The organism is Caballeronia terrestris (assembly GCF_001544515.1).
GTDB classification, from domain to species: Bacteria; Pseudomonadota; Gammaproteobacteria; order Burkholderiales; family Burkholderiaceae; genus Caballeronia; species Caballeronia terrestris.
The window spans coordinates 1-25609 of the sequence record NZ_FCOL02000035.1 but is presented as its reverse complement, the minus strand read 5'-3'; the positions used below and the strand labels follow the sequence as shown (position 1 = coordinate 25609).

The following is a 25609-nucleotide window of genomic DNA, read 5'->3' as shown; positions in this document are numbered from 1 at the left end:
TATTATTTGTCGCTTACATTGCCATCGATATATAGCCAGCGGCCTTCCCTACGCACAAAGCGGCTCGTTTCGTGAAGTCGGTGCGCACGCCCGCCAGTCTTGTATCTCGCGACGAATTCCACTTCGCCGTGATCCGGATCGATTTCGATATGACGTTTGATTTGTAAGCCGAGCCAGCGTGTTTGGGTATCTGCTGAAGCGTCGAGATCGGGTGGACGCGTTGCGTCGGACCAGGTCGCGCGGAGATACGGCGTGTCGCCGAGCACATAGGCGGTGTAGCGCGAACGCATCAGTTCCATCGCGTTCGCTGGTAACGCGCCCCCTTCGATGAAGCGGCCGCAGCAGTCGGCGTAGCGCGGCGCGCGATCGTTCGGGCGGCGCGCCGGCGACGCCCCGCCGCACGGACACTCGACCGGCTTCACTGATCGACGCCCGGCATGTCGATATGACGCGGCTGCGTGCGCACGCGCTCGATCCACGCGCGAATCGCAGGATAGCGCGACAGGTCGAGATTCGCCTCGGCGGCGACGTGGGTGTACGCGTACAGCGCGATATCAGCGACGGAATAGCTTTCGCCGACGAAAAACATGCGCGTCGCGAGATGCGACTCCATCACGTCCAGGGCGCGATGCGACCCCGCAATCTTCTCCGGCAAGCGCGGATCGTCGGCCTTTTTCAGGAACTGCAGAATAAAGCGCGCCACCGCGACGTTTGGTTCGTGGCTGTATTGCTCGAAGAACATCCATTGCAGTACCTGCGCACGCGCGAGGCGGTCGGCTGGCATCAGCGGCGTGCCTTCGGCAAGATAGCAGAGGATCGCGTCGGATTCGGAGAGGCACGTCGTGTCGTCGATCTGCAGCACCGGCACCTTGCCGTTTGGATTGAGTCGACGAAATGCGTCGGTGCGCGTGGCGCCGCTCATCATGTCGACCTCATGCCAAACGTAGGGCAAGTTCAGTTGCTCGAGCGCGAGCCTGACCTTGTAGCAATTGCCCGAAGCCGAAACACCATGCACTTGATAAGTCACTCAATGTCCCTCGTTTACCAGTCGATCTTCGTGCCGTCGTACTGCACGAAGCTGCCGTTGAATTGATCCCGCATCGCCCCCGCCTCGGCGATCACCGAGCGCATGCCGCCGACGCTATGCGCAACATCGATCGCCGCCGACGATCCGCCCATGTCCGTGCGTACCCAGCCCGGATGCAGCGCGATGCACGCGGAATGCCGCGTCTCGAGCGACGCCACCTTGAGCACCGAGTTCAACGCCGCCTTGCTCGCGCGATAAAGCCAGCCCGTCGTGCCGCTCGCCGTGCCGATGCTGCCCATCCGGCTCGACAGAACCGCGAGCACGCCGTGTGCGGCGTCGGTGAGGGGCAGCAGCACGGGGATCAGTTGCATCGGGCCGTGCACGTTGGTGCGCATGACGTCGTCGAAATCGTCGGCATTGACCGGCTCGACGCCTTCCGTGCGCGGCCCGTACACGCCCGACACGATGATCGCGACATCGAGCTGCTCGCCGTCCAGTTGCCACGCGAGCGCCGCGACCTGCTCGGGCTGCGTGACATCGAGCGAGAAGGTCTGCGCGCCCATCGCGTCGAGCGAGTGAAGCGACGCCTTGTCGCGCGCGGTGGCCAGCACGCGCCAGCCGTCGCGGGAATATTCGCGCGCGAACTCGTGACCCAGGCCACGCGACGCGCCGACGATCAGTACGGTTTTCATGTCGATCCTTGGGTCAAAGGCTTAAACCAGCTCTACCCCCATCGCCGTCGCTTCCCCGCCGCCGATGCACAAACTCGCGACGCCGCGCTTCAACCCGCGGTGCCTCAACGCGCCGATCAGCGTGACTAGAATCCGCGCGCCCGATGCGCCGATCGGATGCCCGAGCGCGCACGCGCCGCCGTGCACGTTCACCTTGTCATGCGGCAGATCATGCTCGCGCATGGCCGCCATCGTGACGACAGCAAACGCCTCGTTGATCTCGTACAAATCGACGTCGTTCGCGCGCCAGCCGTTCTTCTCGAAGAGCTTGCGGATCGCGCCCACCGGCGCCGTCGTGAACAGCGCAGGCTGCTGCGCAAAGGTGCTGTGCCCCGCGACACGCGCGAGCGGCGTGACGCCGAGACGCTTCGCCGTCGATTCGCGCATCAATACGAGCGCGGCGGCGCCATCGGAGATCGAAGACGAATTCGCCGCCGTCACCGTGCCGTCCTTCGCGAACGCGGGCTTGAGCGTCGCGATCTTGTCGATGTCGGCCTTGAAGGGCTGCTCGTCGCGATCGATGATCGTATCGCCCTTGCGGCCCTTCACCGTGACCGGCGCGATCTCCCACGCGAACGAACCGTCCTCGTTCGCGAGCTTCGAGCGGCGCAGCGATTCGATCGCGAACGCATCCTGCGATTCGCGCGAAAACGAATACGACGACGCGCACTGTTCCGCGAATGTGCCCATCAGGCGCCCCTTTTCGTAGGCGTCTTCGAGGCCGTCGAGGAACATGTGGTCGAGCACTTGACCGTGTCCCATGCGCATGCCGCCGCGCGCCTTCGGAAGCAGGTACGGCGCGTTCGACATGCTCTCCATGCCGCCCGCGACGATCACGTCGGCCGAGCCCGCGAGCAGCATGTCGTGCGCGAACATCGCGGCGCGCATGCCGGAGCCGCACATCTTGTTGACCGTCGTGCAACCGGCCGCGAGCGGCAGGCCTGCGCCGAGCGCGGCCTGTCGCGCGGGCGCCTGGCCCTGGCCCGCTGGAAGCACGCAGCCGAACACGACTTCGTCGATCTGCTCGGGCGCGATACCCGCGCGCTCGCGCGCCGCCGCGATCGCGACGGCGCCCAACTCGGGCGCCGTCATCGATGCGAAGTCGCCCTGAAAAGCCGCCATCGGCGTGCGCGCTGCGGACACGATGACGACCGGATCACGATTTGTCTCACTCATGTTTCAACTCCTTGATAACACCTTGGACGAGAGCGGGAATGTCGCCGAGGCGTGCTGCATCCGAGGCGATGACGTCGTTTTCGCTCGAGTGCGCGCCGCCGCGTGCCAGTTCCGCGAGGCAGGATTGATACGTCGATTCGATCTGGTCGTGCGCGCTGATCATCATGCCCATGTTGCGCACGCGGCCGTCGTGCACGCCATACGTCCAGCCGTGCACGGTCAGTTCCTGGCCGCGCGCCCACGCATCGTTGACGATGGTCGTGCGGCACACGTTCACCGTCTGCTCGATCGTGTTCAGCTCGACGAGCCTGCGATGCCGCGCGTCGCCCATCGGCCAGCCGTCGAGCAGCGCCGCGTGCTTTTCGCGCACGTCCTCGACGTGGCGCAGCCAGTTGTCCGCGAGACCGACGCGCCGGCTGACGAGCGCCGCGCCGACGCCCGAGCAGCCATAGTGCCCGACCACCATGATGTGCTTCACCTTCAGCAGATCGACGGCGAACTGGATCACGGACAAAGCGTTCAGATCCGAGTGCACGACCACGTTCGCGATGTTTCTGTGCACGAACACTTCGCCCGGCGGCAAGCCGATGATCTGGTTCGCGGGTACGCGCGAGTCGGAGCAGCCGATCCACAGATACTCCGGCGCCTGCTGGTGAGCCAGGCGCGAAAAGTACTCGGGATCTTCCGCGAGCATGCGCTCGACCCACGCTGCGTTGTTGTCGAACAGGTGCGAGAGCGGGTTTTGATCGTTATACGTGTTCATGATGTGTCGTTTGAAAGCGGCTGCCGTCACGCGGCGCGTGCGGAGGTGGTTGAGTTCGAATCCTGCCCGAAGCGCTCCGGATAGCGGATGCAGAAACGGGCGGAACGCTCGTAGGGAAAAAAGTCGGCGAGTTCGCCGCGCAGCAGTTGTTCCTTGTTTCGTTGCCAGAGCTCGGGATCGAAGAAGTCGGCGTGCAGGCGCATAAAGGCTTCTCGCACGCGCGGATCGCCGAGCAGGAACGTGTCGTAGGTTTCCGGAAAGATGTCGTGCGGGCCCACGGTGTACCACGGCTCGCCCGACATCTCGTCTTCCTCGTAACGCGGCGGCGGAACCTTGCGCACGTTGCAATCGGTGAGGTACTCGATCTCGTCGTAGTCGTAGAAGACTACGCGGCCGTGCCGCGTCACGCCGAAATTCTTGTACAGCATGTCGCCCGGAAAGATGTTGGCCTGCATCAGTTGCTTGATCGCATCGCCGTATTCCTTGATGCCGTGCTCGATATCCGCATCGCTGCCGTTTTGCAGGAAGAGGTTGAGCGGCACCATGCGACGCTCGATGTACACGTGCTTGATCACGAGATTGTCGCCTTCGTATTCGATCATCGACGGCGCTTCTTTCGCCAGCTCGCGGATCAGCGCGTCGTCGAGCCTCGTGACGGGTAGCGCGACGCTCGAATATTCGAGCGTATCGGCCATGCGTCCCAGCCGGTCGTGACGTTTGACGAGCTGATACTTGTCCTTGATCTTCTTGCGCGTCGTGTCCTTCGGCGGCGGGAAGTAATCCTTGATCATCTTGAACACGTACGGAAACGACGGTAGCGTGAACACGATCATCACGAGACCCTTGATGCCGGGCGCGATGATGAACTGGTCGCTCGAATGCGAGAGATGATGCAGCAGGTCGCGATAGAAGAGGTTCTTGCCCTGCTTCTGCAAGCCCACCGACGTATAGAGTTCCGCCTTCGGTTTCACCGGCATGATTGTGCGCAGGAATTGCACGTAAGCAGACGGCACTTCCATGTCGACGAGAAAATACGAATGCGCGAAGCTGAAGATGATGAGCAGTTGCTCGCGGCTCAGCAGCACGGTATCGAGCGCGAGCAGGCCCGGCTGCGTGTGGCGCACGGGCACGGCAAACGGCACGACGCTGTCGCTGTTGATGATGCGCCCGACGATATAAGCGGCCTTGTTGCGAAAGAACAGCGACGACAAGACGTGAATCTGAAAATTCGGCGCCGCCTTGAAGTCGCCGAGGACTTCGCTCATCGATTGCATCACGCACTGCACGTCGCGCTGCAAATCCTCGAACGGCGGGTTCAACTGAAAATTCGTGACGATGCGTTCGAGCGTCGCGGCAAGGCCATCCCGCGCCGGGTAATACGCGCGATATGTAGGCTTCGCGGCGGGTTCGTCGTTCTCGATGTACTCCGTGGAAATCGCGGGCCGCACGAAGATGAAATCGTTGTTGAAGTACGAGCGATGCAGGATCTTGCAGCACACCGAGTTGAAGAACGTCTCCGCGCACTCCGGCTGACGATGCGACGTGAGCAAGCCGATGTAGTGCAGCTTGATCTGTTGCCAGATTTCGTCGTCTATGTTTTCCGCGTCGTATTCGTCCTCAAGCAGCATCACGCATTCGTCGACGCGATTGTCATACGACGCAATCCGCTCGCGTGCAAGCTGCTGCAGCGAGTTCCAGTCGCCTTCTTCGAACAGCGTCTTCGCCTTGATCGCGGCATCGCGAAACACGCAGTAGTGACGATCGAATCCTTCGAGCATCGTCTGCGCGAGATCGAAACCGATTTGCGACGAGAGCAGTTTGGGGAAGTGGTTCATATCGACTCAGCGCGTCGTGGGAGGGTCATGCCGCCTTCGATTTGCGCGCGCGCTTTTCAGCACTCGCTGAAAGGAGCGCACGGCCTTGCTGCTCGTATTGGTCGAGTTCGGCGAGCGTCGCGTTCAGGTCCTCCAGTTGCTGCTCCAAAACCTTGCGATGCGCGGCGATCGTATCGAGGAACGCGTGCAGTTGCGAGACGGTGCCCGTCGGCGAATCGTAGAGATCGAGCAGCACGCGAATCTCCGAGAGCGTGAAGCCGAGGCGCTTGCCGCGCAGCGTGAGCTTGAGCCGCGTGCGGTCGCGCGGCGAGTACACGCGGCGCAATCCGCCCGACCCTTCGCGCGTCGGCGCAAGCAGGCCCTGGTCTTCGTAGAAGCGAATGGCGCGCGGTGTGACTTCGAATTCGCGCGCGAGTTCGGTGATCGTGTATTGCGTCTGTTGATTCATCGCCGGGCGCCGAAGTTCGAGCGCGATCAGTCCGTGGACGTTAATATGTACGTTTACGTTATCGTCAACCTCGGCAAATTGCAACGGCGCCGCAACCCGGAGACCCATGCGCGAATGAACGCCCTCGAACATCAACTCGACTACGTTTTTGCCGATGCCTTGCCGGAAGCCGGCGGCGTCATGGAAGCCGCGCCCGGCGTGTTCTGGGTGCGTATGCCGCTGCCGTTCGCGCTCGATCACATCAATCTCTGGCTGATGCGCGACGAAATCGACGGCGTGCGCGGCTGGACGGTGGTCGATTGCGGCATTGCAAGCGAGACGATCCGCGCGAACTGGGAGCGCGTGTTCGACACGCTGCTCGAAGGCCTGCCGGTGCTGCGCGTGATCGTCACGCATTGCCATCCGGACCACCTGGGCCTTGCCGACTGGATCTGCAACGGCGGCGACAAAAAGCGCTGGAACGTGCGCCTGTGGATATCGCTAGGCGAATATGCGATGGGTCGCGTGATGGCCGCCGGCGACGGCTCGAATGCGGGCGGCGAGCGTGCCGCGCGCCACTTCGCGCGACACGGCCTGAACGACGAGACATCGCTCGATGCGCTGCGCAAACGCGACACTTATTACCCGACGCTCGTGCCTTCGATCCCGCCGCAATTCCGCCGCTTGCGTGACGGCGATACGCTGACGATAGGCGGCCGCGCATGGCAAGTGGTGGCGGGCTATGGCCATTCGCCGGAGCACAGCGCGCTCTTCTGCGCGGAGGCAGGCGTGCTGATTTCCGGCGACATGGTGCTGCCGCGCATCTCGACGAACGTCTCTGTCTTCGATATCGAGCCCGAAGGCAATCCGCTTGCGCTTTATCTGGAATCGCTCGGACGCTACGAAACGATGGCCGCCGACACGCTCGTTTTGCCGTCGCACGGCAAGCCGTTTCGCGGCATGCACACGCGTATCGCGCAGTTACGCGATCATCACAAGGCGCGCCTCGCCGAAGTGCGCGAAGCGTGTTCGATCAAGCCGCAAAGCGCCGCTGAAATCGTCCCGATGATGTTCAAACGCAAGCTCGATATTCATCAGATGACATTCGCGCTAGGCGAAGCGCTCGCGCACTTGCATCTGCTGTGGCTCGAAGGCGAGCTGAAGTGCCAAATCGATGACGATGGCGTGATCCGCTTTGCTCCCGCGTAACCACGCCATCGAAGAGGGCTACTGCACTACGACGCCCGTGAAGTTCTGCCGCCCGAACGGACTCACGTGATAACCGCTGACGTTGCCGCGCGTCAGCGCGGCGGCTGTCGGATACGCGAGCGGAATCCACAGCGCCTGATCGTGGATGATCTTCTGCGCATCGCCGTACGCTTTCGTGCGCTTCGAAACATCGGCGGTCGCCTTGCCGTCGGCGATCAGCTTGTCGAGTTGCGGATCGCAGTAGCGCGCAAAGTTGATGCCCGACTTCACCGCATTGCAGCTAAAGAGCGGTGACAGATAGTTATCCGGGTCGCCATTGTCGCCGGCCCAGCCCATGAACAGCATGTCATGCTGACCCTGCTTCGCTTCCTTGATCAGCTCGCCCCATTCGATCACCTTCACCTGCGCCTTCACGCCGATCTTCGCGAGATCGGCCTGCAGCAGTTCGGCGCCGGCCTTCGGATTCGGATTGAGCACGCTGCCGTTCGGACGCACCCAGATCGTCGTCTCGAAGCCGTCCGGAAAGCCCGCGTCGGCGAGCAGCTTCTTCGCCTTGTCGGCGGAATAGGCGTACGGGCTCACCGCCTTGTCGTAGCTCCAAGTATTCGGCGGGAACGGATTTACGGCGGGCGTCGCGGTGTTGTCGAACACGGTCTTGATGTAGGTCGTGCGATCGAAGGCTTCGTTGAGTGCCTGACGGACCTTCGGGTTATCAAGCGGCTTCTTCTGCGTGTTCAGCGCGACGAACGCCGTCATGAACGCGGGCGTCTCGCTCACTTTGAGCGCCTTGTCGTTCTTCGCGTCGATCACGTCCTGCGGTTTCGGCGACAACGCGATCTGGCATTCGCCCGCCTTGATCTTCTGCGCGCGCACCGATGCATCCGGCGTGATCGCGTAGATCAGGCGATCAATCTTCGGCTTCGGGCCCCAGTACGTCGGGTTGACGTCGTAGCGGATCACGGCGTCCTTCGTGTAGCTCTTCAGCACGAACGGACCGGTGCCGATCGGCTTGGCGTTCAGATCGGTCTGCTTGTTCGCTTTTTGCAACTGATCGGCGTATTCGGCCGAATAGATCGATGCGAAACCCATCGTCAGGATCGGCACGAAGGTCGCGTTCGGCTCGTTGAGTTCGAACTTCACGGTGTTGTCATCGACCTTGCTTACCGACTTGATCAGCTTCACGAGCCCCATCGATTGCGCATGCGGAAAGCCGCTTGCCCCGGCGACCTTGTGCCACGGATTGCTCTCGGAGAGCATGCGGTCGAAGGTGAACACGACGTCGTCAGCGCTGAGCTTGCGCGTCGGCTTGAAGTAATCGGTGGACTGGAACTGCACGTTCGGGCGCAGGTGGAACGTGTAGGTGAGGCCATCGGCGCTCACGTCCCACTTCTCCGCCAGCGACGGCGCGATTTTCTTCGCGGCTTCGTCGTAGGAGACGAGCGTGTTGAAGAGCACGTCGGCCGACGCATTGGTCGTGACGAGCGAGTTGAACTGGACGACGTCGAAGCCGTCCGGGCTCGATTCGGTGCAGACGGTGAGCGGCTTGGACATTGCGAGCATCGGCGTGGCGACGAGCGCGGCGGCCGCGAGCAATTTGAGGCGCATGAGTTCTCCCGTGACCCTTGGGTCGATTAGTCTTTACGTTCGTTTTTCGCTTATTCGATTCGACGACGCGCGATGACGATGCAAGGCGCGCGCCCGCGCCGGTAGCGTATCGAACGAAGGCCGCAGCGACAACGATCCGATCGCCATATCCATATGCGCTTCTTGCCGTGGCTCAAGCCGCGCGCCTTGCCGAATCGTTTTGACCGGGCTACACTTCACCCCGTCTTTGGGGAGTAGCCTTCCTTCCGCCCTGGAAGGAGAACGCGTCAACATCCTCGGCTTGTCTGCCGTGGCGCGTTCGACCGCGGGTTTTACGCGTCCGGTTTGGCGAGACCATTGATGCATCGCGTCGTTCCTGGTCGGACGGCGCGCGATGCATCATGGTTCGCTGACGTCCGACCGTGGAATCATCGTGTCCCCAGAACTCAAAAAACATCGTCCCCTAAGCGCAGTTTCGTTCACGCACGCCTCGACGCGAGGTGCCGCATGACACTGCTTTTCCTCGAACTCGCGGCCATGCTCGCGATCATCCTCGTCGCGTCCGAGCTGTTCACGAACGCGCTCGAACATCTCGGCGAGCGAATGGGCATATCGGAAGGCGTCACTGGGTCGCTCTTCGCGGCGGTCGGCACGGCGCTTCCCGAGACGACCGTGCCGATCATCGCGCTGCTCGGCGGCACGGCGAGCCGGGCGGTCAACGAAGAAATCGGCGTCGGCGCGATCCTCGGCGCGCCGCTGATGCTCGCGACTCTTTCCACATGCCTCATGACCCTCGCGATCCTGAAGTCGCGCGGCATGCGCGGCGTGATCGCGCCCGAGCGCACCGGCTTCACGCGCGACCTCAACTTCTTTCTGTGCGCGTTCCTGATCGCGGCGGGCGCGATGTTCGTGCCGCATCACGCATGGCAAGTGCGCGCGCTCTTCGCGGCCGGGCTCGTGTGCGTGTACGTGGTCTACGTGATCGCGACATTCAGGGCATCGGCGGCGCTCGTCGATAGCGGGCACGGCACCGAGGCGCCCGAGCGTCTCTTCGTCTCGAAGCTCGGCCTGCCGACGTCGCTCGCTACCATCACGTTGCAGTTCGCCATCGGGATCGCGCTTCTGGTCGGCGGCGCGAAAGGGTTCATCCACGGCGTGGAAGGGGTGTCGGAGGCGCTCGGGGTGTCGGCGCTGCTGCTGTCGCTGATCATCATTCCGATCGCGACCGAATTGCCCGAGAAGGTCAACAGCATTCTGTGGGCGCGGCGCGGCAAGGACACGCTTGCGTTCGGCAACATCACGGGCGCGATGGTTTTTCAGGGCACGCTTCTGCCCGCGATCGGCATCATGCTGACACCGTGGGAACCGCGCGTCGAAGTGCTGACGGGCGTGCTGATCACGCTCGCGGCCGCGGCTTGGCTGCGCTTCAATGCGCGGCGCAATGGCGTCGTGTTGTGGGCGTTGCTGGGAAATGGCGTGCTGTACGGCGCGTATCTCGGCCTGACGCTCGGGCGCTGAAAGAGTGCTGAAACGCTTGCACAAATAAGAAATGCCCGCCGAAGCGGGCATCGAAGAGCGAAGCAGCGCACCATCCATCGGCGCGTTGTTCTTGTTGTTCTTATTTCTTATTAACGGCAGCGGCCGGCAAAACTTTAGAACAGGCGTGCAGCCTGTTGATAGCGATTCGCGGCGGTGGTGCGCGCCATCGCCTCGCGATAGTTGTTGCCGAGCGACATGCGTGCATCGTCCGCGTCGCTCATGAGGCTTGCGTCGAGCGTCTGAATCTCACGCACGAGCGCGAGCGTCGCGTCGGCTTGATCGTTCTGCACTTGCAGCAGGAGCGGCGAACGTTCATCGGCGAGACGCGCAGCCTCGATCCAGTCGCCCGCGCGTGCGGCCGCGGCGATCCCGTGCGTCAATTCCAGTGCGTTCTTAAGAAGCTGCTGCTGGTTCATTTCATTCTCCTTCTCGACTCGTGCCGTGCGTTACTTGTTGGTCGCGAGCGCGCCCGCGCTGCTCGTACCGCCGAACAATTGCGTCAAATACGACGTGTTGCTCGCCATCGTCGCCATCAGCGTGTTCAGCGCGGTGAATTGCGCGTTGTATTGCGAGGTCAGCGTGTCGGCGTAGGTTTGCAGCGTCGCCGTCTGTTTCGTCAGGCTCGTCAGGTCGGCGTTGAGCGCGGTCGTGCGCGAATCGATGATGCCGCCCGTCGTCAGGAACGCGTTCACCTTCGTGTTGAGTTGCGCGGCGACGCCGTTGGTCGGATTGAAGATTTGCTGGACCGTGCTCGACGACGATTGGAGCGCCGTCGTCAGTTTCGTGTTGTCCGCGAGCAGCGTGCCGTCCGGCTGCAAATCGATGCCGATCGACGCAAGGTTGACCATCGATCCCGCCGATCCCGACGCGACGCCGCCGCTCACGATCGTCGCGAGCGAGCCGCGAATCGTCTGGAGCATGGAGTCGCCGAGCAGCGCGCCGCCCTGCGAGCCGGCGTCCTTGGTCGAATCGAAGCTGGAGAGCGCGGCCGCCTGGCTCACGAACGAGTTGTACGCGTTGACGAACGAGGTGATCGCCTTCGCCTGCGCCGTGTTGTCCTGCGCGACGGCGAGGGTCTGCGTCGTGCCCGCGGACGCCGACGAAAGGTTCAGCGTGACGCCCGCGATCGCGTTGGTCACGGTGTTCGTCGAGCTCGTGACGTTCGTGCCGTCGATGCTGAACTTGGCGTCGGCGGCGGGCGTCGAGACCGTGTAGTTCGTGTCCGACGCGCCGGTGTAGCCGAGCGCGGAACTGAGCGTGCCGCTCGTGCCGACGGTAATCGTGTTGCTCGCGCCGGTCGAGGTCGATGCGAGCACGAGGTGCGCGCCCGAATCGCCCGTGACGACGGTCGCGCTGATGCCCGGATTGTCCGACGCCGAGTTGATCGCCGACGCGATGTCCGCAAGCTTGTTGCTCGAACCGGAGAGCGAGACGTTCATCTGCTTGCTGCCCAGATTGAGCGTCAGCGTGCCGGTGCCGAGGTTCGCCGTCGGATCGATCGTGCCCGAGGTGATCTTCTGCGCGCTCGCGACGCTCGTGACCGCGATCTGATAGCTGCCCGCCACCGCGCCCGTGCCGGCAGTCGCCGACAAGCCGTTGCCGCTCGCGGTCGCGCTGAACGCGGCGAGCGACGTGCCGTTGGACAACCCCGTCAGCGTGCTTTGCAGCGACGACAGCGCGGACTTGATCTGCGAGACGGCCGACAGCAGCGTGTTGTCGCTTGCCTGCTTGTTCGCGATCATCGTGGCCTGACCGGTGGTCTTCGCGACCACGAGCGACGAAACGAGCGTGGACACGTCGAGCGCCGATTTCGTCGATCCGCTGATGATGGATTGCGCCGCGGCGGCGAGCGTGCTGCTGACGTCGGTTGAAGACGAGGTCGAGGTCGTTGTCATCGGGCGTTCCGGGCTGGTCTCTTGAAAAAACGTGGGCTTTTAATCGGTCGTTCCTGGACATCATGCCAGGGCGCGTGGTGTCCAGGAACGCCGACTGGGAGGCAAGCCTCCCAGGTCGATTACTGCGAAGCCGGCGACGGTGAAACCTTGCCGCCAGCCTCATGTTCCCGGGAAATCAACCGAGGAGCTTCAGGACCTGCTGGGGCATCGAGTTCGCTTGCGCAAGAACCGAGATGCCTGCTTGCTGCAGAACCTGCGCCTTGCTCAGGTTCGCGGTTTCCTGTGCGAAGTCCGCATCGGTGATGGCCGATTGCGCTGCGCTCAGGTTGGTCGATTGCGATTGCAGGCTGCTGATGGCCGACGTGAAGCGGTTTTGTTCAGCGCCGAGCGTTGCTTGCAGCGTGTTGACCTTGTCCAGCGCCGAGTCGACATAGCCGATCACGTCTTGCGCGCCGCTTGCCGTCGAGACGTCGACCGTGTTCGAGCCGAAGACGCCGCTCGCACCCATCGACACCGAGCCGAAGTCAACCGACAGCGTCTGGTTGGCCGTTGCGCCGATCTGGAACGAAACCGTCGAGATCGAGCCGCTCAGCATGGCTTGGCCGTTGAACGTCGTTTGGCTCGACACGCGGTCCAGTTCGCCGAGGCGCTGCGTCACTTCCGTTTGCAGGTAGCCGCGTTGCGTGTCGGAGAGCGAGCCGTCCGAAGCTTGCACGGCCAGCTGGCGGATACGTTGCAGGTTGTCCGTCGTGCTTGACAGGCCGCCGGAAGCGGTCTGGATCATCGAAATTGCGTTGTTTGCGTTCGACACGCCTTGGTTCAGCGCGTTGACGTAGGACGTCATGTTCGTCGAAATCGCGAGACCTGCTGCGTCGTCAGCGGCGCTGTTGATGCGCTTGCCCGACGAAAGACGGTTGATCGCGGACGACAGGGCGCTTTGCGAACCGGCGAGGTTCTTTTGCGTGGTTTGCGACAGCGTGTTGGTATTGATATTCAACATGACTTTGTGATCCCTCGTTAAGGTATGGAGGCCATTCAGGCTTACATCGATTACGGCGTCGCGCTGTTTTAACGAGTTGCGCTGACCGCCTTACCTAGGTTATCGGGCCGCCCGAAAAAAACTTTAGGCCCTTGCAACTCTTTGTGCGAAAGCCGCTTTACGGCGGCGCAAAAGGCCGCGGGCGGGGAGTGCCCGCCCGCGGCCGCTGGGGTATTCAGGCCTCAGACCGCGCTGGCAATGGCTTCCGGGGCCGCTTTTGCAAGCGGACGGAATATCAGGCGCATCACCTGCGGGGTTTTGTCCTGCGAGGCCGGCAAATAAATCAGGCCATTCGGCTTGATTTCGAAAATCCCCGGTTCACGCTCCGCCATTCCGTCGTAAATGATCTCGCTGCCGGGATTCAACGGCCGCTGGCGATCGAATTCCATATTCGAATCGAGCAGTTCCGCCGGGAAAGTCGATGCCGACTCCAATTGCAGCCAGCTCAACTCCCGCCCGACCATCAGCGCGGTATCGAATTCCGTGCGCGGAAGGACGACCGAGTAGTAACCGTCGAACGTGGAGCGCGCCGCGACGTTCTGCGTCGCGCTCTCGTTGCCGCGCACGAACAGCGTCGGAATCTCGAGTTTTCGGTACGACGTGTCGTCGACGGTGAAATCGAGCCGGTGGCGGCGGATCGCCATCAGGAAAATCGCCTGATCGATGCCGGCGTAGCGCATCTCCGACGGATACCCGGTGCGGAATCCCTTGCCGATGCTGCGCATATAGAACGGCCCGCGCTGGCGCAGTCCCTGGATGCCCGCTTCGACGTCGACCACGTCGAAGGCGATGTCGGTGCCAACATTCAGCTCGAACCGCGAGTCGGCGCCGCGTGCGATTTCTTCATGCTCCGGCAAATAGACGAGCCGGGCCAGTTCGATCGACGCCGAGACGCGCAGTGCCTCGGGCGTGAGCTTCGGCAGGTGGATCGGCGCCGTCGCGGCGACGTCGCGCACGAATTCGAGACACGCCTGCTGGATCGTGGCGGTGGTGTCGAGCTGCATGCTGCCTTTCTTGACGTCGGCGAGCACGGGGTCGCCGGCCTCGTCGTACGAGATCACGCTGCCGGAGCTGATCGCGCACATCTGCTCGAAATCGCCGATATGGGCGATCAGCGTCTCGATGACGTTTTCGTCGGTCCATTTCGTATCGACGAGCGCTTCGCGGTCGAGGTGCCCGCCCGGCGTATCGAGCGCGGCGAAGTAGCGGCCGATCACATCGACATTGAAGTTGCGTTTGAAGACATCGCCAATTGCGCTCTGGATCGTGCCGTAGTAGCCGAGATCGACCAGCACGAGCGTGTCGCCGCGTTCCAGGCCGACGGTGTTCTGCAGATGGCGGAACAGGCGTTCGCGCAACGTCTTCGATTGCTTGAGAATGACCTTGGTCGTCGCAGGTTCGTTCAGAAGGCGGCGGAATTCCTGCGCCGGATTTGCGGCTTTATTCGCCCGCGCGAGAATTTTCCGCTTGAGATCGAGCGGCATCAGCATCTGGTCGCACACGATCGGAAGTCTGGCCGCAAAGGTGTGCCGTGCCGCGTAGCGCTGAATGCTCTCGACGCTGTCGAACGAGACGGCGACCGCCGTGTAGCGGCTCAGATAGACCGCGCCGGCGTTCATCTCGCTCGACAGCGCATCGCAGGCGAGCTTGACGAGATGGCCGTCGCGCATCAGGCAGGCGAACTTGTGCGGCTTGCCGGTCGCGGTGAGCGTGCGGTGCGCGTCGAGGACGAACTGCGCGAACGCATAGATGATCGGACCCATCGACCAGTAGCCGACGCGCTCGTGCGGCGCCCACTCGCGCTTGATTTGCTGCGACTGCATGCCGTGGTAGAGGCTCGGCGCGGCTTGCGTCGCGCGGATCGACGGGAACAGCAGGCGCGCGGCGATCAGGCGCTGGCGATCGCTTTTCGCCATTTCGTCGTTGCGCTGCATGAAGTGCACGGCCTCGATGCCGAGCGAGGTCGGAACGGCATAGTCCGCGACGTGGTTGTCGCCGACGTGCAGGATCTCCGTCGCCCTGACGCCCAGCTTCTTGATGACCTTCGGCCACAAACCGCTCGACTTTCCGAAGCCATGTTCCGACGAGCAGAACACATGGTCGATGAGCGTTTCGAGTTCGGGCGCGGTGGCGAACAGGATCCGTCGCAGTTGCGCTTCGCTGTAATAGGTATCGCTGACGATGGCGACCGCGATGCCGCGCGCCTTCGCTTCGCGAAGCAGCGCCAGCACCGGCTCGAAGACGAAGCCGATCTCGATTTCCTTCTGCACTTCGCGCGCGGCGAGGGCGCGCACGGTGGCCTCGTCGGCAAGTGGCGCGCAGACGGCGTAGATCTCTTCGAGCGTGGCCTCGCTCATGCTCTTGGCGAAAACGTGCTTCGTGCGGGCTTCGGATTCGGCCATCATGCGCACGCGCGCGCTCACGCGGTGCTCGACGAAGAGCGGATCTTCCGCGAGCCCGTAGTACACGTCGCGAGGTTCGAGCACGCCGCGCCAGAAGACGGTGTCGAAGCAGTCGAAGGTGGCCATCTTGCGGCCTTCGAGTTTGGCGGTCCATGCCGCCATCAGGTCACTGGCCGGGACGTTGCGGTCGTTCATTTCTCTGGGTGCTCCTGGGCCGGCGCTTGCGGCGCCGTAAGGGATTGACTCGTGCCGCGGCGACTGCGAGCGCGCTCGCGAGACGGTTCTTCGGCGGTTTTCGGGATGAACTGATGGTAGGGGAACGCCCGCGAATGGAATTGCCGAAAAAGAGGCGGTTTCGCCCTTAGTTCGGGGCTTGGGCGCGCAGCCCGCGGGACGGCACGCGCTGCAGCGCCTGGCGGCCCGGCGTATGCTTTTGGCTCGAATCGCCCCTTTCTTCCACGGAGCACACATGCAAAAGCGCAACATCGGCACATCGGATCTGCAAGTCGCGCCGCTCGTCTTCGGCGGCAACGTCTTCGGCTGGACGGCGGACGAGCGCACGTCGTTCTCCATCCTCGACGCGTTCGTCGACCACGGCCTGAATTTCATCGATACCGCCGACGTCTACTCCGCCTGGATCGACGGCCACAAAGGCGGCGAGTCGGAAGCCATCATCGGCAAGTGGTTCAAGGAGAGCGGCAAGCGCGACAAGATCGTGCTCGCGACGAAGGTCGGCATGCTCAGCACGCGGCCGGGGCTAACGGCTGCGAACATCGCGGCCGCCGTCGACGATTCCTTGCGGCGCCTGAAAACTGACTACATCGACGTCTATTTCTCCCATCTCGACGACGACAAAACCCCCTTCGAAGAAACGCTCGGCGCCTATCAGAAGCTGATCAAGGCGGGGAAGGTGCGGGTGATCGGCGCGTCGAATTACTCCGGCGAGCGGGTGGAGGCGGCGCTGAAGGTGTCGAAGGAGGAGGGATTGCCGGCGTATCAGGTGCTTCAGCCTGAATACAATCTGTACGACCGCGAAGGCTACGAGACGGATCTCGAACCGGTCGCGGCCGCGCACAAACTGGCCGTCGTGACGTATTTCAGCTTGGCGAGCGGCTTTCTGAGCGGCAAATACCGCTCGATCGAGGACACGAAAGGCGCCAAGCGCGGGTCGCGCGTCGAGAAATATCTGAACGAACGAGGTTTGTGGATCGTCGATACGCTCATCGACGTGGCGAAGCGCAACGACACGACGCCCGCGACGATCGCGCTCGCGTGGGTCATCGCGCGGCCGAGCGTGACGGCGCCGATTGCGAGCGCGACGTCGGTGGCGCAACTGGAAAGCCTGGCTGCGGCGACCCGCCTGACCCTTTCCGCCGACGACCTCGATGCTCTCGACGAAGCCAGCGCTCCGGCGAAATAATCGAGTTGCATCAGTGAGTTGGGTGCTTGGCGATCGCTCCGTGATCTGGTAACATCGCGCCCGAATCGAGATTTTTGCCCGACGGCGCGGTGTTTTGCGCTGCGCCCGGCGGCCCAAAGTGCGTCATTTCAGATTTTCGTCTCGAGTGCGCATGCCGTTTTCGGCGGTGAATCCCAACTCTCTCTTTTCCGGCCTCCGTGGCCGCTTTGCTCGTGTCCGCCGTGTTGGGCGGACGATCGGAGTGCCGGCGCGTGGTACGGGCCGCAAGATCCGTTTCCCGCAGTCAGAAAATACGTTTAGCGATTTAGGAATTCCATGACCACTATTGTTTTGAAAGAAAACGAGCCGTTCGACGTGGCGATTCGCCGTTTCCGTCGCACGATCGAAAAGAACGGCCTGATCGCCGAGTTGCGTGAGCGCCAATCGTACGAAAAGCCGACGACGGCTCGCAAGCGCAAGAAGGCAGCGGCCGTGAGCCGTCTGCGCAAGCGCCTGCGCAGCCAGATGCTGCCGAAGAAGATGCACTGAGCGTCTTTTTCCGCCGCGGTCAGTATTTCGATACGGCTGCGGCAAAGCAAAAAGGCGGTGCGACCGAAAGGTCGCACCGCCTTTTTGCTTGGATAGCGGGTGTGTGCTTTAGATGAACGCGTGACGCCTGCCGAGCGCGCTCAGCAAATGCGGCCACTGGTCGACGCTGGCGTCGTCGTGAACTTGCTCCAGCTCGCACAGCAATTCGATGATGCCCGGATCGTAGGCATTCACGTCCGATGCATACAGCGCGCGCAGCAGCTTGCCGTCCTGCGCGTGCCGATAATACGAAATGCCCGTGCCTTCGATCGCGGGGTCATAGACGTCGTCCTTGACGAGCGATCCGATTGCGCACTTGCGACCGTGCGCGCTACGCAACCGGCACGAGCCGTTTTCGTCTTCCGACACGGCTCGCTGCTTCAGCAGATGCGCGCATACGCGCTCGTAAATGTCTCTTGCGCTCAACATCACAACACCTGCAACACTCATGCAGCGGTTTTCAGAAGCTCGGCCGACAAGCCGAATTGACGAGCGATCGATGCCAGCCGCTCGCGCCATTCCCATTTGCCGAACACGTCGTGCACGTTTTGCAGACAACTGAGCAGCTCGACGGTGGTCGGATCGAACACATTGATGCGCGAGCGCAGCAGCGCGCGCTTGAGCGCCGCGACGCCGACATCCATGTAGGCCGGCACGACGTCCGGCGCTTTCGCGATGTAGCGAATGGGCACGCCTTCCATCGCGGTCATGTAGTCGCGCGGTTTGATGAAGCTGCCGACCGGGCAGCCGCCGCAATATCCGCGATACGCGCCGCCCCCGTGGGGCAATAGCGCTGCTTGTCCCTGACCAAAGAGATGCAGCACTGCGCGGTTGAATATCTCCTGATGTGTCAGGAAGTTCAGGCTTTTCATGTTTGTTCCCCCTGCGCCCCTGCGCAGCGGCCAATCGTTGAATTTCGAGCAACCTGCACTTGCAGTATCGGACGTCGGTGCCGTTTGTCTTAGAGCGGACGGCAACATAAAGAGCGTGATGTTTCGAGTCCTGAATCTACTTGAGCTTGGGTTTTCCCGGCCCCGCGGCGCCTTGTGGATTGCGCGCCGTCGTGTGCTCGCGACGCGTTCGCACTCGAATGTAAAACGGTTTCATCGCCTGTTATAGCAACTTGGCCCGGTAAAAAAGTGCGCTAGCGAACGCGAGCACGCAATTCTGACACGGTGCGAACGATCGTGCAGTGCGGCAAATTTGGCGTGGAACATTGCTGGAGGCGGCTTTTCGCGTGCTTCACTGCAAAAAATCGCCTAGTATCCGTATTTACCCTATACATGAGAAGAATTTCGCTTAAATGTTGCTAAAAAGCAAATATTTCCGCTGAAGAAATGTCAATTTACGTCACGGGCAGATTTTTTCGGCTTGTCCGCCGATTGGCGGCGCGTCGTTTTCGTGGGCGCTTTCGTCGACGCGCGGGAGAGGCAACTCACTTCGTGATCGTTGACCATGCCGGTTGCTTGCATGAACGCGTAGCAGATGGTCGTGCCGACGAACTTGCAGCCGTAAGTCTTGAGCGAGCGGCTCAGCGCGTCCGATTCTTCGGTGGACGCCGGCGCGTGTTTGTAGGAGGAGCGCGGTGTGTCGATGGGCGCGTCGCCGACGAACGACCACACGAACGCCGCAAAGGAGCCGTGCTCGGACTGGATGCGCTGGACCGCGCGGGCGTTCAATATCGCCGATTCGATCTTCGCGCGGTTGCGCACGATGCGGGCGTCGGCCATCAGGCGTGCGACGTCGTCGTCGGTGAAGGCTGCGACCTTGTCGAGATCGAAGCCGTCGAAGAGGGCGCGGTAACCCTCGCGCTTGTTCAGGATGGTCGACCAGGAAAGGCCCGCTTGCGCGCCTTCGAGGACGAGCATCTCGAAAAGATGACGGTCGTCGCGGGAAGGCACGCCCCATTCGGTGTCGTGGTAGTGAATCATCGCCTCGGTGGAGGCCCAACTGCAGCGATGCGGTTCGTTCGTCATGTCACGTTCCCGTAGATTCGTTTCGTTTGGCGCCAGCTTAGCGGAATGCGCGCGCGGCGCCAGTCGGCCGTTCGGCCAATTGGCGGCGCGCGGCTGCGCCGGTAAGCTTGCGGGCATGACTAAATCACAGCACTCAAACGAATACCTGATCGGCGTCGATGGCGGCGGCAGCGGTACGCGCGTCGTCCTCGCCGATGTGAACGGCCGCGAACTGGCGCGCGCGACGGGCGGCCCGTCCGGGCTGGGACTGGGCGTCGAGCGCGCGTGGCGCGAAATCGAAGCCACCTGCGCGCGCGCCTTCGAGGCAGCCGCCTTGCCCTTCGACTGGCGCGCCTGCGCGCTCGGCTGCGGGCTCGCGGGCGTGAACCACGCCGGCTGGCTCGCGCAATTCCACGCGACGGCGCCGGACATGCGCGCGCTCGCCGTCGAAAGCGACGCCTACACGACGCTCCTCGGCGCGCACGGCGGCGCGCCGGGCGTGATCGTCGCGCTCGGTACGGGGAGCATCGCGGCGGTGCTCGATGAGCGGGGCGCGTGGCGCATCGCGGGCGGCTACGGCTTTCCGAGCGGCGACGAGGCGAGCGGCGCGTGGCTCGGCTTGCGGGCAATCGTGCATCTTCAGCAGGTGCTCGACGGCCGCGCTCCCGCAGATACGTGGTCGGACGCGCTGCTCGCGTGTACCGGCGGCGTGGATCGCGACGGTTTGGTCGTGTGGCTGAGCGGCGCCAATCAGACGACTTACGCGACGCTCGCGCCGACCGTCTTCGAGAATCGCGACCATCCGGCTGCGGCGGCGTTGCTGGCGGACGCGGGGCGCGAGATCGGCAAGCTGGTGGCCGCGCTCGATCCGGCCGGCGCGCTGCCGGTAGCCTTGTGCGGCGGGCTGGCCGCGCCGTTCGAGGCGTTCGTTCCGGCTGCGGTGCGGGGGCGACTGCGCGCGCCGATCGCTGATTCGGCGGCGGGAGCGTTGCAGATTGCGCGGCGGGCGGTGCGCTCGTGAAGAGCGCGGCCTACGCGATAAAATGACGGGCTTCGCGCCAAATCACACTAAAGGCAGTCATGTACCCAATCATCGCCACCGATCTCGACGGTACCCTTCTCAACAGCGATCACCAAGTCGATCCCTTCACCGTCGAAACGGTCCGCCGGCTGGAAGCGAGCGGCGTGCGCTTCGTCATCGCGACCGGGCGGCATTATCGCGACGTCGCGGGCATCCGCGACGTGCTCGGCATCGACGCGTACCTGATCACGTCGAACGGCGCGCGCGTTCACGCCCCCGACGACACCCGCATCTACGCCCGCGACCTCGATCCGGCGGCCGTGCGGCGTCTCGTCCAGCCGGATCTGGCAGGCGGCGAAGGCCGCGTGATCGTGAACCTTTTCGCCGACGATGCCTGGCTGATCGACCGCCACGCGCCCGAATTGCTCGTCTTTCACCAGGATTCGGGCTTCAAGTACGAGGTAATGGACCTGCGCGAGCACGACGGTGAGGGCGTCGCGAAGGTGCTTTATATCGGCGAGCCGAAGGATCTCGAGGAAACGGCGGCGAATCTGGAACGCGAATTCGGCGGAGCACTCTACGTCACCTATTCGCTGCCCGACTGCCTCGAAGTGATGACGGCCGATGTTTCAAAGGGACGGGCGCTGAAAGTCGTGCTCGATCAACTCGACCTCGATACGGCGCACTGCGTTGCGTTCGGCGACAACATGAACGACATCGATTTGCTCGAAACTGCCGGTCACCCGTTCATGATGGGCAACGCGAATCCGCACCTGATGAAGCGTCTGCCGGACGTGCCGCGCATCGGCAACAACTTCGAGGCGGGCGTCGCGCATCAGTTGCGCAAGCTGTTCGGCATCGTTGACGAACTGGCGTCGCCGGGGCAAATATCACACTGACTGAGTGACACATGCAAAAGGGAGCGCCGCGGCGCTCCCTTTTTGCTTTCATCGCGCGTTATCCGCGATGGTTCCAGCCGCCGTTGTTGTGCCCATTGTCCCAGCCGCGGCCGTGATCCCAGCCGGTGCGGTTCCAGCGGCCGTTGTCGCGGCGATCGTCGTTCCAGCGGCGCTCGTCATGGCGCCATTGCGGCGCGCTGTACACCGGCGCCGGGCGGACATACACCGGGGCGGGCCGTGCGTACACAGGCGCATACGCGGGTGCATAGGCCGGCGCGCCGAGCGAGAGGCCGATGTTGAGATCGGTGTGGGCCTGAGCCGCGCCGACCGCGCCGATGGCAAGACCCGTCGCTACGAGAAGGTGGGTGACGATGCGCTTCATGTTGTTTCTCCTGGAAAGCGACGTCTGTCGCATGAATCCAATTTAAGCGTCCGCCGTCTTACATGCTTCGATGAGTTGTTACCGTGTGCAAGCACGGCGTAAGGCTTTGTCGGTGGGCCTCGCCTGAGGCCGATCCTTGTCCAGCATGCCTTTGCCGCCGCGGCCCGGCGCCAGAATCGAACGAATGTTCAATGCGCGCCGACCGGCTTGTAAACGTCCATTACATTTGTCGCCAGCGATTCATATTCGGCGCCGCCGCGAGCGTCGGAAGGCGCGAAGTAAGGGGATAAACGCCGTTTGTTCAGCGGCTTGCACCGCGTCTCGCTCCACTAACATTCTCCCCATAGCCTCCGTTAAACCAGTCTCAAATTTCTTTCACGACACATGACAGCGAAAGTCGGGATCATCATCCGCACCAGAAATCGGCCGCGCCTTCTTCAGCGCGCGCTGGCGAGCGTCTGCGCCCAGTCCTTCGACGACTGGAAACTCGTCATCGTGAATGGCGGCGGAGAGAGCAGCCCAGTGGACGCAATCGTCGGCGCGTTGCCCGGGCACGTGTCGCAGCGCGTTCAGGTGATTCACCTCGCCGCGTCGGTCGGTCGAAGCGCGACGGGGAACGTCGGCTTTGCACTACTCGACACCCAATACGTCGCCACCCTCGACGATGACGACTCCTGGCAACCCGACTTCCTGTCGATCACGGTCGATGCCCTGGACGACGCGCGCCGCGAACTGCCGAGCGTGCGCGGTGTTACGGTCGCCGTGAACGCGGTGGAAGAGCGGATCGAAGGCAATGACATCCACACGCTGCGCGTCACCCCGTACAACGCCTGGCCGGCGACGCCGCACGTCGTGAGCCTCGACGCGATGTTGCAGGGGAGCGAACTGGTGCCGTCGGGCGTTCTGCTCGACCGGCGCGCCGTGGCCGAGGCGGGCGGGCTATTCGACGCGTCGCTGGCGATTCAGGAGGATTGGGACCTGTACGTCCGCTTCATGCTGCGCTGGGACATTTTGACGATCCCGGACCATGCCGCGAATTACCACCGCCGCCCCTTTGAAACCGATCCCGAACTCGCCAATTCCGTCTACACGCAAGGCAAGCAGGCCGCGATTTCCCAGCAGGCGATGCTGAACGACTGGCTGAAGCGATCGGTTGCGCAGACCGGCATCGGTGAGTACGCGAATTTGAGACAGAACTTCCATTCGCTTGGGCAGATTCGCACGGCGACTGCTGAACGGTCGCTGAACGAACTCGCGCTCGTGTCGGACGTGCTCGCGACCATCATCGAGCAACTCGCGGACGTCGACGACAAGCTGGCGCACAGCCTGCCGGCCGCTCATGCGGGTCGGTAATAGAAACTGAGCATAGAAAAAATCCATGAACGACACAGTCGGCATCATCATCCGGACCAAGAACCGGCCCGTTTTCCTGCGCCGCGCGCTCAAAAGCGTCCAGGAGCAGACGTTCGGACGCTGGAAAATCGTGCTCGTGAACGATGGCGGCGAGCCGGGCATCGTCGAGTCGATCGTCGCTTCGATGCCGGAGTCGACGCGGCAGCGTATCGAATTGCTGCATCACGCGGAGTCCGTGGGGCGCTCGGAAGCGGGTAACGCGGGTTTTCGCGCGCTGGATACGGACCACATCGCCGTTCTTGACGACGACGACACCTGGCATCCTGCCTTCCTCGAAACCTGCATGCAGAGGCTGGCCGACGTGCGCGGCCGGGTGAACACGGTCAAGGGCGTCGCGGCGCGGCTGCACATGGTGTCGGAAAAGATCGTCGGCGGCCGTATCGATCTATTGGAAGTCTCCGAATTCAGGCCCGAGATTTCTCATCCCGATATTCTCAGTCTCGACGAAATGCTGCGTGAGAATTTTCTCGGACTATGCGGCGTCGTGCTGGATCGTCAGGCGGTCATCGCGGCGGGCGGCTTGTTCGCGCGCGACCTTAGCGTCTTCGAAGACTGGGATTTGTATCTGCGACTGATGGTGCGCTGGGACATCGCCGGCATCGAGGAACGGCTCGCCAATTATCACTTCCGCTTCAGCGAAACCGATAGTGACCTCGGCAACTGCGTGGTCGCCCAGCAGGCCGACATGCTGCTGCATCGTCAGATGCTGCTCAACCGCTGGCTGCGCCAGTCGCTTCAGACGAGAGGCCACGGCCAGTACGCGAACGCGCGCAGGCATTTCGTGACGCTCGCGAATCAGGACGCGGCGCTCCTGAATACGACGGCACAGAGCATCGATATGGTGAAGAACGGTTTGATCGTCGTCGCCAAGACGGTCATGCAGATGCAGGAAAGGCTGAGCGTCGGCCACTAGAAAAAAGCGAAAACAAAAACGGGCGCCGAGGCGCCCGTTTCCAATGCGTTTCCGCCGGCTAAAGGCGTTGCGCTTACTTCTTCGAGCGCGCGAGGCACGGATAAACCACGCCCGCGATGATCGCGCCGATGATCGGAGCGAGCCAGAACATCCACAGTTGCTCGACCGCTGCGCCGCCGACGAAGAGCGCCGGGCCTGTCGAACGTGCCGGATTCACCGACGTGTTCGTGACCGGGATCGAAATCAGGTGGATCAGCGTCAGGCACAGGCCGATCGCGATCGGAGCGAAGCCGGACGGCGAGCGGCTGTCCGTCGCGCCGAGGATCACGAACAGGAAGAAGAACGTCATCACGACTTCGCACACGAACGCGGCGAGGAGCGTGTAGTGGCCCGGCGAGTGCTCGCCAAAGCCGTTCGTCGCGAAGCCGCTCGCGACGAGGTCGAAGCCGGGCGCGCCGTTGGCGATCACCGACAGAACGAACGCGCCGATCGTCGCGCCGATCACCTGGGCGACGATATACGGCACGAGTTCACGCACCGGGAAGCGGCCGGCGACCGTCAGGCCGATGCTGACCGCCGGGTTCAGGTGACAGCCGGAGATGTGGCCGATTGCATACGCCATTGTGAGGACGGTGAGGCCGAACGCGAGCGACACGCCCGCAAGGCCGATACCGACGTGGGGGAAAGCGGCCGCCAGCACAGCGCTTCCGCAGCCGCCGAGCACGAGCCAGAACGTACCGAACATTTCAGCGCCAAGACGCTTTGCCAATTGCATGATTCTGCTTATCCTAAAAAGATTGATTAAAGCCGGGGAATGCGACATAACGGACTCAATTGCGTCCATTCGGGTGCGAAGTTTAATGTCGGCGGTCCCGCGAGTTTGTCAAAAATGGTTAAGCGGCTTTAACGAAGCAGAATCTTTTTGGGATAGCGGGCGGAAGCGGATTTTCTGGTAAAGGCGTCGTTTTGAAAATATAGATGATGTCAATTGCAAGTTTTATTCGATACGACTAGGCTTTGCTCCATTTCCGATTACAAAGTGGAGAAGCAATGTCGCAATACCTCGAATTGAAAGCGCAGATATCGAAATTGCAGGCGCAGGCGGATCGCGTCCGGCAAGACGAAGTGCAGGCCGTGGTGGCCAAGATCCGCCAGCAGATCGTCGAATACGGGCTGACCGCGCAGGACCTCGGGCTCACGCTCATCAAGCGCGGGCGTCCGCCGAGGAAAGAACCGTTGCCGCCGATGTATCAGGACCCGAAATCCGGCGCGACCTGGAGTGGCCGCGGCAAACCGCCGAATTGGATTGCGGGTAAGAATCGCGAGAGATTTCTTAGTCGGACCTGCAAAATTGGGTTTTGTTCGTGGACGCCTCGGGGCGTTCATCAGGTGGCCTTGTACTTTTCGAACTC

25 protein-coding genes, 1 pseudogene and 1 riboswitch are annotated in these 25609 nt (G+C 62.6%); of the genes and pseudogenes, 9 read left to right on the top strand and 17 right to left on the bottom strand.

The window, feature by feature from the left end; translation table 11 throughout:
• Positions 1-2 precede the first annotated feature (2 nt).
• Genes AWB67_RS23825 through AWB67_RS23795 form a run of 7 tightly spaced genes read right to left on the bottom strand, consistent with a single transcriptional unit; the run spans position 3 to position 5980 of the window.
• Positions 3-422 carry a YchJ family protein gene (locus AWB67_RS23825; RefSeq protein ID WP_087658683.1) on the bottom strand — a complete coding sequence of 140 codons (420 nt, stop codon included), beginning with the start codon at positions 420-422 and terminating at the stop codon, positions 3-5.
• On the bottom strand, positions 419-1027 hold the full coding sequence (locus AWB67_RS23820; protein WP_087658682.1) for a glutathione S-transferase family protein: 609 nt from the start codon (positions 1025-1027) through the stop codon (positions 419-421). The genes AWB67_RS23825 and AWB67_RS23820 overlap by 4 nt, the downstream gene beginning before the upstream one ends.
• A 14-nt stretch (positions 1028-1041) precedes the next feature.
• Positions 1042-1719 carry an SDR family oxidoreductase gene (locus AWB67_RS23815; protein WP_087658681.1) on the bottom strand — a complete coding sequence of 226 codons (678 nt, stop codon included), beginning with the start codon at positions 1717-1719 and terminating at the stop codon, positions 1042-1044.
• 21 nt (positions 1720-1740) lie between these two features.
• A complete protein-coding gene (locus AWB67_RS23810; protein WP_087658680.1) occupies positions 1741-2934 on the bottom strand; it encodes an acetyl-CoA C-acetyltransferase in 1194 nt (397 codons plus the stop codon).
• On the bottom strand, positions 2927-3697 hold the full coding sequence (can, locus tag AWB67_RS23805) for a carbonate dehydratase (RefSeq protein WP_087658679.1): 771 nt from the start codon (positions 3695-3697) through the stop codon (positions 2927-2929). The genes AWB67_RS23810 and can overlap by 8 nt, the downstream gene beginning before the upstream one ends.
• A gap of 26 nt (positions 3698-3723) precedes the next feature.
• A complete protein-coding gene (gene aceK, locus AWB67_RS23800) occupies positions 3724-5532 on the bottom strand; it encodes a bifunctional isocitrate dehydrogenase kinase/phosphatase (RefSeq protein WP_087658678.1) in 1809 nt (602 codons plus the stop codon).
• A 25-nt stretch (positions 5533-5557) separates the two neighbouring features.
• Positions 5558-5980, bottom strand: coding sequence for a MerR family transcriptional regulator (locus tag AWB67_RS23795; RefSeq protein ID WP_087658710.1), 423 nt, complete (start codon positions 5978-5980; stop codon positions 5558-5560).
• Between the two features lie 114 nt (positions 5981-6094).
• Here AWB67_RS23795 and AWB67_RS23790 point away from each other — a divergent pair, with 114 nt between their 5' ends.
• Positions 6095-7168 (top strand): MBL fold metallo-hydrolase, encoded by a 1074-nt coding sequence (locus AWB67_RS23790; RefSeq protein WP_087658677.1) that lies wholly within the window; start codon positions 6095-6097, stop codon positions 7166-7168.
• 18 nt (positions 7169-7186) lie between these two features.
• On the opposite strand, the gene AWB67_RS23785 is transcribed toward AWB67_RS23790, so the two are convergent.
• A complete protein-coding gene (locus AWB67_RS23785; RefSeq protein ID WP_087658676.1) occupies positions 7187-8773 on the bottom strand; it encodes an ABC transporter substrate-binding protein in 1587 nt (528 codons plus the stop codon).
• Positions 8774-8989: 216 nt separating this feature from the next.
• Positions 8990-9170: riboswitch (yybP-ykoY riboswitch) on the top strand.
• An 89-nt stretch (positions 9171-9259) separates the two neighbouring features.
• Between AWB67_RS23785 and AWB67_RS23780 the strand changes: the two genes are divergently transcribed.
• Positions 9260-10270 (top strand): sodium:calcium antiporter, encoded by a 1011-nt coding sequence (locus AWB67_RS23780; RefSeq protein WP_087658675.1) that lies wholly within the window; start codon positions 9260-9262, stop codon positions 10268-10270.
• A gap of 134 nt (positions 10271-10404) precedes the next feature.
• Here the strand turns inward: AWB67_RS23780 and fliT are convergent, their stop codons facing one another.
• From fliT to AWB67_RS23760, 4 genes are all read right to left on the bottom strand, one after another.
• Positions 10405-10707: a flagellar protein FliT gene (fliT, locus tag AWB67_RS23775; RefSeq protein ID WP_087658674.1), complete on the bottom strand. Its 303-nt coding sequence runs from the start codon at positions 10705-10707 to the stop codon at positions 10405-10407.
• Positions 10708-10737: 30 nt separating this feature from the next.
• Positions 10738-12186, bottom strand: coding sequence for a flagellar filament capping protein FliD (gene fliD, locus AWB67_RS23770; protein ID WP_087658673.1), 1449 nt, complete (start codon positions 12184-12186; stop codon positions 10738-10740).
• Between the two features lie 175 nt (positions 12187-12361).
• Entirely contained in the window at positions 12362-13186 is an 825-nt protein-coding gene (locus AWB67_RS23765) for a flagellin domain-containing protein (protein ID WP_087658672.1), read from the bottom strand.
• A 221-nt stretch (positions 13187-13407) separates the two neighbouring features.
• Entirely contained in the window at positions 13408-15822 is a 2415-nt protein-coding gene (locus tag AWB67_RS23760; protein WP_087658671.1) for an HAD family hydrolase, read from the bottom strand.
• 274 nt (positions 15823-16096) lie between these two features.
• On the opposite strand from AWB67_RS23760, the gene AWB67_RS23755 reads away from it, so the two are divergent.
• Together AWB67_RS23755 and rpsU are read left to right on the top strand one after the other, a co-directional pair.
• Positions 16097-17047 carry an aldo/keto reductase gene (locus AWB67_RS23755; RefSeq protein WP_087658670.1) on the top strand — a complete coding sequence of 317 codons (951 nt, stop codon included), beginning with the start codon at positions 16097-16099 and terminating at the stop codon, positions 17045-17047.
• 315 nt (positions 17048-17362) lie between these two features.
• Complete coding sequence (gene rpsU, locus AWB67_RS23750) at positions 17363-17575, top strand: 30S ribosomal protein S21 (protein ID WP_035942296.1); 213 nt, start codon at positions 17363-17365, stop codon at positions 17573-17575.
• Positions 17576-17683: 108 nt separating this feature from the next.
• Here rpsU and AWB67_RS23745 read toward each other — a convergent pair whose 3' ends face one another.
• The 3 genes from AWB67_RS23745 to AWB67_RS23735 all read right to left on the bottom strand — a co-directional run bounded on the left by AWB67_RS23745 (position 17684) and on the right by AWB67_RS23735 (position 19590).
• Positions 17684-18043, bottom strand: a complete 360-nt coding sequence (locus AWB67_RS23745) for a hypothetical protein (protein WP_087658669.1) — start codon at positions 18041-18043, stop codon at positions 17684-17686.
• Positions 18044-18060: 17 nt separating this feature from the next.
• Positions 18061-18486, bottom strand: a complete 426-nt coding sequence (locus AWB67_RS23740; protein WP_087658668.1) for a hypothetical protein — start codon at positions 18484-18486, stop codon at positions 18061-18063.
• Between the two features lie 468 nt (positions 18487-18954).
• Positions 18955-19590 carry a DNA-3-methyladenine glycosylase I gene (locus AWB67_RS23735; RefSeq protein WP_235025280.1) on the bottom strand — a complete coding sequence of 212 codons (636 nt, stop codon included), beginning with the start codon at positions 19588-19590 and terminating at the stop codon, positions 18955-18957.
• A gap of 115 nt (positions 19591-19705) precedes the next feature.
• Here AWB67_RS23735 and AWB67_RS23730 point away from each other — a divergent pair, with 115 nt between their 5' ends.
• Together AWB67_RS23730 and AWB67_RS23725 are read left to right on the top strand one after the other, a co-directional pair.
• The gene (locus AWB67_RS23730; protein WP_087658708.1) at positions 19706-20590 is read left to right on the top strand and encodes a glucosamine kinase nucleotide-binding domain-containing protein; all 885 of its coding nucleotides are present in this window, start codon (positions 19706-19708) and stop codon (positions 20588-20590) included.
• Between the two features lie 59 nt (positions 20591-20649).
• Complete coding sequence (locus AWB67_RS23725; RefSeq protein ID WP_087658667.1) at positions 20650-21489, top strand: Cof-type HAD-IIB family hydrolase; 840 nt, start codon at positions 20650-20652, stop codon at positions 21487-21489.
• Positions 21490-21547: 58 nt separating this feature from the next.
• Here the strand turns inward: AWB67_RS23725 and AWB67_RS23720 are convergent, their stop codons facing one another.
• Positions 21548-21871, bottom strand: a complete 324-nt coding sequence (locus AWB67_RS23720; RefSeq protein ID WP_087658666.1) for a PXPV repeat protein — start codon at positions 21869-21871, stop codon at positions 21548-21550.
• 384 nt (positions 21872-22255) lie between these two features.
• Here AWB67_RS23720 and AWB67_RS23715 point away from each other — a divergent pair, with 384 nt between their 5' ends.
• Positions 22256-23224 (top strand): glycosyltransferase family 2 protein, encoded by a 969-nt coding sequence (locus AWB67_RS23715; protein WP_087658665.1) that lies wholly within the window; start codon positions 22256-22258, stop codon positions 23222-23224.
• Positions 23225-23249: 25 nt separating this feature from the next.
• The gene (locus AWB67_RS23710) at positions 23250-24197 is read left to right on the top strand and encodes a glycosyltransferase family 2 protein (RefSeq protein WP_087658664.1); all 948 of its coding nucleotides are present in this window, start codon (positions 23250-23252) and stop codon (positions 24195-24197) included.
• Positions 24198-24270: 73 nt separating this feature from the next.
• Here the strand turns inward: AWB67_RS23710 and aqpZ are convergent, their stop codons facing one another.
• Positions 24271-24972: an aquaporin Z gene (gene aqpZ / locus AWB67_RS23705; RefSeq protein WP_087658663.1), complete on the bottom strand. Its 702-nt coding sequence runs from the start codon at positions 24970-24972 to the stop codon at positions 24271-24273.
• 275 nt (positions 24973-25247) lie between these two features.
• Here aqpZ and AWB67_RS23700 point away from each other — a divergent pair.
• Positions 25248-25532: pseudogene (locus tag AWB67_RS23700) on the top strand (H-NS histone family protein); the annotation flags it as partial.
• Positions 25533-25609 lie beyond the last annotated feature (77 nt).

What these genes read in the sequence shown, in the direction of transcription:
- AWB67_RS23815 (WP_087658681.1), bottom strand. Translation starts at nt 1,719, where the DNA reads ATGAAAACCGTACTGATCGTCGGCGCGTCGCGTGGCCTGGGTCACGAG.
- AWB67_RS23810 (WP_087658680.1), bottom strand. Translation starts at nt 2,934, where the DNA reads ATGAGTGAGACAAATCGTGATCCGGTCGTCATCGTGTCCGCAGCGCGC.
- can (WP_087658679.1), bottom strand. Translation starts at nt 3,697, where the DNA reads ATGAACACGTATAACGATCAAAACCCGCTCTCGCACCTGTTCGACAAC.
- aceK (WP_087658678.1), bottom strand. Translation starts at nt 5,532, where the DNA reads ATGAACCACTTCCCCAAACTGCTCTCGTCGCAAATCGGTTTCGATCTC.
- AWB67_RS23795 (WP_087658710.1), bottom strand. Translation starts at nt 5,980, where the DNA reads ATGAATCAACAGACGCAATACACGATCACCGAACTCGCGCGCGAATTC.
- AWB67_RS23790 (WP_087658677.1), top strand. Translation starts at nt 6,095, where the DNA reads ATGAACGCCCTCGAACATCAACTCGACTACGTTTTTGCCGATGCCTTG.
- AWB67_RS23785 (WP_087658676.1), bottom strand. Translation starts at nt 8,773, where the DNA reads ATGCGCCTCAAATTGCTCGCGGCCGCCGCGCTCGTCGCCACGCCGATG.
- AWB67_RS23780 (WP_087658675.1), top strand. Translation starts at nt 9,260, where the DNA reads ATGACACTGCTTTTCCTCGAACTCGCGGCCATGCTCGCGATCATCCTC.
- fliT (WP_087658674.1), bottom strand. Translation starts at nt 10,707, where the DNA reads ATGAACCAGCAGCAGCTTCTTAAGAACGCACTGGAATTGACGCACGGG.
- fliD (WP_087658673.1), bottom strand. Translation starts at nt 12,186, where the DNA reads ATGACAACGACCTCGACCTCGTCTTCAACCGACGTCAGCAGCACGCTC.
- AWB67_RS23765 (WP_087658672.1), bottom strand. Translation starts at nt 13,186, where the DNA reads ATGTTGAATATCAATACCAACACGCTGTCGCAAACCACGCAAAAGAAC.
- AWB67_RS23760 (WP_087658671.1), bottom strand. Translation starts at nt 15,822, where the DNA reads ATGAACGACCGCAACGTCCCGGCCAGTGACCTGATGGCGGCATGGACC.
- AWB67_RS23755 (WP_087658670.1), top strand. Translation starts at nt 16,097, where the DNA reads ATGCAAAAGCGCAACATCGGCACATCGGATCTGCAAGTCGCGCCGCTC.
- rpsU (WP_035942296.1), top strand. Translation starts at nt 17,363, where the DNA reads ATGACCACTATTGTTTTGAAAGAAAACGAGCCGTTCGACGTGGCGATT.
- AWB67_RS23745 (WP_087658669.1), bottom strand. Translation starts at nt 18,043, where the DNA reads ATGTTGAGCGCAAGAGACATTTACGAGCGCGTATGCGCGCATCTGCTG.
- AWB67_RS23740 (WP_087658668.1), bottom strand. Translation starts at nt 18,486, where the DNA reads ATGAAAAGCCTGAACTTCCTGACACATCAGGAGATATTCAACCGCGCA.
- AWB67_RS23735 (WP_235025280.1), bottom strand. Translation starts at nt 19,590, where the DNA reads ATGACGAACGAACCGCATCGCTGCAGTTGGGCCTCCACCGAGGCGATG.
- AWB67_RS23730 (WP_087658708.1), top strand. Translation starts at nt 19,706, where the DNA reads ATGACTAAATCACAGCACTCAAACGAATACCTGATCGGCGTCGATGGC.
- AWB67_RS23725 (WP_087658667.1), top strand. Translation starts at nt 20,650, where the DNA reads ATGTACCCAATCATCGCCACCGATCTCGACGGTACCCTTCTCAACAGC.
- AWB67_RS23720 (WP_087658666.1), bottom strand. Translation starts at nt 21,871, where the DNA reads ATGAAGCGCATCGTCACCCACCTTCTCGTAGCGACGGGTCTTGCCATC.
- AWB67_RS23715 (WP_087658665.1), top strand. Translation starts at nt 22,256, where the DNA reads ATGACAGCGAAAGTCGGGATCATCATCCGCACCAGAAATCGGCCGCGC.
- AWB67_RS23710 (WP_087658664.1), top strand. Translation starts at nt 23,250, where the DNA reads ATGAACGACACAGTCGGCATCATCATCCGGACCAAGAACCGGCCCGTT.
- aqpZ (WP_087658663.1), bottom strand. Translation starts at nt 24,972, where the DNA reads ATGCAATTGGCAAAGCGTCTTGGCGCTGAAATGTTCGGTACGTTCTGG.